The 4,625-nt window shown below is 68.7% G+C and carries 7 protein-coding genes; 4 read left to right on the top strand and 3 right to left on the bottom strand.

Annotation, left to right across the window (positions count from 1 at the left end; genetic code table 11):
- Positions 1-489 (top strand): Lrp/AsnC family transcriptional regulator (locus WBP48_RS10910; protein WP_424440251.1); only part of this gene is annotated, 489 nt, incomplete at its 5' end.
- On the opposite strand, the gene WBP48_RS10905 is transcribed toward WBP48_RS10910, so the two are convergent.
- On the bottom strand, positions 483-875 hold the full coding sequence (locus WBP48_RS10905; protein ID WP_424440254.1) for a YitT family protein: 393 nt from the start codon (positions 873-875) through the stop codon (positions 483-485). The two genes, WBP48_RS10910 and WBP48_RS10905, sit on opposite strands and share 7 nt — an antisense overlap.
- Positions 876-1,002: 127 nt before the next feature.
- Here WBP48_RS10905 and WBP48_RS10900 point away from each other — a divergent pair, with 127 nt between their 5' ends.
- Entirely contained in the window at positions 1,003-2,397 is a 1,395-nt protein-coding gene (locus WBP48_RS10900; RefSeq protein ID WP_424440248.1) for an IS1380 family transposase, read from the top strand.
- An 89-nt stretch (positions 2,398-2,486) separates the two neighbouring features.
- On the opposite strand, the gene WBP48_RS10895 is transcribed toward WBP48_RS10900, so the two are convergent.
- Positions 2,487-2,813: a YitT family protein gene (locus WBP48_RS10895; RefSeq protein WP_424440245.1), complete on the bottom strand. Its 327-nt coding sequence runs from the start codon at positions 2,811-2,813 to the stop codon at positions 2,487-2,489.
- 243 nt (positions 2,814-3,056) lie between these two features.
- Here WBP48_RS10895 and WBP48_RS10890 point away from each other — a divergent pair, with 243 nt between their 5' ends.
- The gene (locus tag WBP48_RS10890) at positions 3,057-3,464 is read left to right on the top strand and encodes a transferase (RefSeq protein WP_424440243.1); all 408 of its coding nucleotides are present in this window, start codon (positions 3,057-3,059) and stop codon (positions 3,462-3,464) included.
- 12 nt (positions 3,465-3,476) lie between these two features.
- Here the strand turns inward: WBP48_RS10890 and WBP48_RS10885 are convergent, their stop codons facing one another.
- Complete coding sequence (locus WBP48_RS10885) at positions 3,477-3,875, bottom strand: DUF1304 domain-containing protein (protein WP_424440241.1); 399 nt, start codon at positions 3,873-3,875, stop codon at positions 3,477-3,479.
- A 160-nt stretch (positions 3,876-4,035) separates the two neighbouring features.
- On the opposite strand from WBP48_RS10885, the gene WBP48_RS10880 reads away from it, so the two are divergent.
- On the top strand, positions 4,036-4,625 hold a 590-nt coding region (locus WBP48_RS10880; protein WP_424440238.1), incomplete at its 3' end, for a substrate-binding domain-containing protein.

Raw genomic sequence — 4,625 nt, 5'->3', positions numbered from 1 at the left:
CTGTGGCGAGACGCACGCATGCCGATCGCCGCCCTCGCCGATCAGACCGGGTTCGCGCCCCAGCGCCTCGCCGACGCGATCGCGACGCTGCGCCAGCGCGGCGAGCTGCGGTTCCGCATCGACATCGCCCGCGCATACGTCGACTGGCCGATCTACACGTGGTATTTCGTCGAGGTGCCCGCGCGCGTCGTCGCCGCCGCCCGCACGGCGATCACGAGCGTGCCGGAGGTGCGGCTCGCGATGACGGCCGCGAGCCGCTACAACCTGATCCTCGCTGTGTGGCTGCGCACCATGGCCGACGTGAACCGGTTCGAGATGGCGCTGGAGACCGCCCTACAGGGTTCGCGCATCGCCGACCGCGCGGTAGTGCTGCGTATTGCGAAGCAGATGGGCCGCGTGGTGGGACCCGACACCCGCGCGCTGGAGTACACCGGCGGGGCACTGGCGCGCCCGCTCGGGGATCCAGAACTCGGGGATCCGAATCAGTGACCCAGGTAACGGCCAGGGCGGTGGTTGAGGGCGAGCACGAGGTTCAGCAGCACCGCGCCCACCGCGCTCATCACGACGTTCGGCCACGGCATGACCAGGAGCGCGGCGAGGATGATCGCGAGGTCGAAGATCATCATCGTCCAGCCGGCGCGAAAACCGGTGCGGTCCTGCACCTCGAGCCCGATGATGTTGACGCCGCCGACGCTGGAGCGGTGGCGGAACAGGATCAGCACGCCGACGCCGGCGAGCAGATTGCCGGCGAGCGTGCCGTACCAGGGTTCGATCCACGGGACGGGAAACAGCGCGTCGTGCACGAGCGCCCACGCCGAGACGAGGCCGATCGACACGATCGTGCGGATCGTGAAGTCCCAACCGCGCCGCCAGATCGCCAGCCTCGGGCTTTCATCGTTGAGGGTCGTTGAGGTGGTGTCGTAGACGTTGAAAGTGCTCCTGATCTGGAAGAATTGTTCTTGCTAAGGGAACGAATCGTCGAGATCGAGGAGCACCTTCAGGGTGAACACTACCGGGTCGTATCCGCGTCTTCATGTAGACACCGCGGCGGTCGCCGCGGTTGGTCAGGCGGGCGGTGTGCTGTTGACCGAGACGATCCGCGCGACGGGCCTGGATCGGGTGCTCTCGGAACAGCTGTCCCGGTGGCGCAAGCCGCTGGCTGTGCACGATCCCGCGAAGATCGTGCTCGATCTCGCGATCACTCTCGCGCTGGGCGGCGACGCGTTGTGCGATCTGTCGACGCTGCGTGCGGAGCCGGGGGTGTTCGGGCGGGTCGCGTCGGATCCGACGGTGTCACGCACGATCGCGGCGTTGGCCGGTGACGCGGATCGAGTGCTCGCAGCGATCGGCGCCGCCCGGCAGGAGGCGCGCGCCGCCGCGTGGGCACTGGCCGCCGACCAGGCGCCTGATGCTGCGATCTCGACGGATCAGCCGTTGGTGATCGATCTGGACGCCACGTTGATCACCGCGCATTCGGAGAAGGAAGACGCGAAACCGACGTTCAAGCGCGGGTTCGGGTTCCACCCTCTCTGCGCGTTCGTCGACCACGGGCCGGCCGGGACCGGGGAGATGCTCGCGATCCGGCTGCGACCCGGGAACGCCGGGTCGAACACCGCGGCCGACCACATCGCCGTCGTGAAGGACGCGCTCGCCCAACTGCCAGACGGGAACCCGCGGCCGGGCAAGAGCGTGCTGATCCGCACCGACGGTGCCGGCGGGACGAAACAGTTCGTGACCTGGCTCACCGGCCGCAGGTTGTCGTACTCGGTCGGGTTCACGCTCCCGTTCCACACCCCGCAACTCTACAAGCTCCTCACCGACCACAAGGCCTGGGAACCCGCCCTCGACGCGGACGGCGACGTCCGTGACGGCGCCGCCGTCGCGGAACTGACCGGGATCCTCGACCTGGACGGGTGGCCGGACGGGATGCGGGTCATCGTGCGGCGGGAACGCCCCCACCCCGGCGCGCAACTCCGCTTCGACGACGTCGACGGCTACCGGCTCACCGCGTTCGCGACCAACACCCGCCGCGGGCAGCTGCAACAACTCGAACTCCGCCACCGGCGCCGCGGCAGATGCGAGGACCGGATCCGGCAGGCCAAAGACACCGGACTGCGCAACCTGCCCCTGCACGGGTTCGATCAGAACCGAATCTGGTGCGCCATCGTCGCCCTCGCCGGCGACCTGACCGCGTGGGCGGGTCTGCTCGCCCACGCACAGCATGAGGCCCGCCGCTGGGAACCGAAGAAGCTGCGCTACCGGCTGTTCACCATCCCGGCGACCATCGCCCACCATGAGCGACGCGTGATCCTGCACCTCGCAAACCGGTCCCGATGGGCGGACATCGTCGTCGCGGGCATCAGCAGAATTCGCGCACTGCCCACACCCTCGGGCTGACCCAGCCGACCCCACTGAACACCACGACCGGAGCCTGGAGATCCGCCACCGCAGCGCAACGCGGCCACTGTCGTACCCTCATGCCAGAATCAGCACCACAACCCCGGCAACGACGCCGAACACAGCGACCCAGCCAACCGATGAAAGATCGAGGCCAGCAACGCGAACGGCACGTTGATGACGGCGAACAGCAGCCAGAACGGCCACGCCGTCGCGTATCCGAGCAGCAGCGAGAGCCCCGCCGTGCCACCGGTGACGGCGTGGGCGGCATGGAGCAGGTGCAGTCCGAGCGAGACGAGGAAGGTGCCGGTCAGGATGCCAAGGACGTCCTCGGCGACGGAGTGGGCCTGCGCCTTCTCGTCGAACACCAGGGACGGCCCAGTGGCGGCGTCATCGGCGGCGGGAGTGGCGGTCACGGCATCCATCCTCGCCCACAACTAACGCGAAAGTCTCGTGACATGACCCAGGCTTTCTCGCCCCGCGGCGCGGCAGCGCCACGGAATAACTAACGCGAAAGTCTCGCCACCTGAGGCAGGTTTTCTCGCCCCCACGGCGCGGCAGCGCCCCGGAAAAGCTGATGCGAAAGTGTCCGGGCTTCCGCGCGGGGATCGGCGGGAATGTTCCTCGGCGCCTCGTCGTTCGATTCAGCGGAGGCTTTTGTGGGAAAGAACTACATCGACATCGAAGACGACCAGGGGCAGATCCTGCGCTATCGCAAGCACGTCAACGGTCGTGGGCTTGTCGCCAACGGCGCCAAGGTCCACTCCAGCGCGCTCGTCGAAGTCGGCGCGTACGTCGAGCCGGGGGCGCAGATCGCCGCCGGCGCGCACATCGGGCGCGGCGCATGGGTCGAACCCGATGCCGTCATCGGGCCGGATGTCGAGATCGCTCCGCACGCCCACATCCGCGCCGGTGCGGCGATCGGCCGGGGTGCCAAGATCGGTGTGCGCACCGTGATCGGCGCGCACGCGCGCGTCGCCGGCGGATCGCTCATCGGCGACGACCAGCAGATCGGCGACGGCGAACAGGTCGCGACCGACAAGCGGGGCCTGCGCCTGGCCGCGTGAGGTCGGGGCGCGTCAGGCGAAGAGAAAGAGCACGAAGCCGATCAGCGGCAGGGTGCCCTGGATCAGCGCGGGCCGCAGATACCTCGCCCCGGTCGTGATCAGTACGAGCGCGGCGGCGAGCATCGAACCGAGGCCGAACAGCACGAGTGCGCGCCCGGCGACGTCTGCAGTGGTGCCGACATCCCCCACCCAGAACAGCGCCAGGCCGATGATCACGCCGACCGCGAGGAACAGGTTGTAGAAGCCCTGGTTGTACGCCATCGGCCTCGTGATGTCGGCGGCGGTCTGATCAGGCACGCCGAAGCGGCGCCACGTGCGCGGCTGAGTCCACTGGATCGACTCCATGACAAAGATGTAGACGTGCAGCAGCGCCGCGAGCGCCGCCGCCACTGTCGCGATGATCGACACCATGACCGCACGCTAATGCAAGAGCGTCCCTTCCGGGACCCGCGCCGCGAGAGCTCAGAGGCGGCGGAGCCGCGTTGTGAGGTGTCGAAAGCCGTGGGTCCCGGAGGGACACTTTCGCAAAAGCAGGCCGAAACGCACATTCGGGTGCCCAGAGACGCGCCGAGTGACGATTCAGCCTGCTTTCGCGACGCATCAGCGCGGGTACGCTGACCAGATGGCCGGACGAGTATCGAGGCGGGGACGTCCCTCACCCCGCGCCAAGCGGCCCGGTGACGCCACTGTCCCGGCCCTGCCGACGGGACCCTTCCGCCTCGGCGCGATCGAGGGCGCAACTCCTGGCAAGTGGATCGACATCTGGCACGAGCGGATGCCGCAGATCGCCCTCGAACTCATCCCCCTGACGATGGCGGATCAGCGCACGGCGCTGGACTCGGCATCCGTCGACGCCGCTCTCGTCCGACGCCCGCTGAATACCGCAGGGCTGCACGTGATCCCCCTCTATGACGAGGTCGCAGCCGTCGTCTGCGCCGCCGACTCGCACCTGACCGCGGCCGACGAGCTCACCCGGGAGGACCTTGCCGACGAAGTCGTCATCGTCCCGCGTGATGCGCCGCTGCGGGTCGACATGCCCGGTGCCGTCGCCCCCCGGTTCGATCCGCCGGCGACCGTCGCCGACGCCATCGCGATCGCCGCGACGGGCGTCGGCGTGGTCATCGTGCCGCTCTCGCTCGCGCGGTTGCATCACCGTAAGGA

The organism is Microbacterium sp., assembly GCF_049661145.1.
Lineage (GTDB): Bacteria > Actinomycetota > Actinomycetes > Actinomycetales > Microbacteriaceae > Microbacterium.
This window is presented reverse-complemented; position numbering and strand designations above follow the sequence as displayed.

What these genes read in the sequence shown, in the direction of transcription:
- WBP48_RS10885 (WP_424440241.1), bottom strand. Translation starts at nt 3,875, where the DNA reads ATGGTGTCGATCATCGCGACAGTGGCGGCGGCGCTCGCGGCGCTGCTG.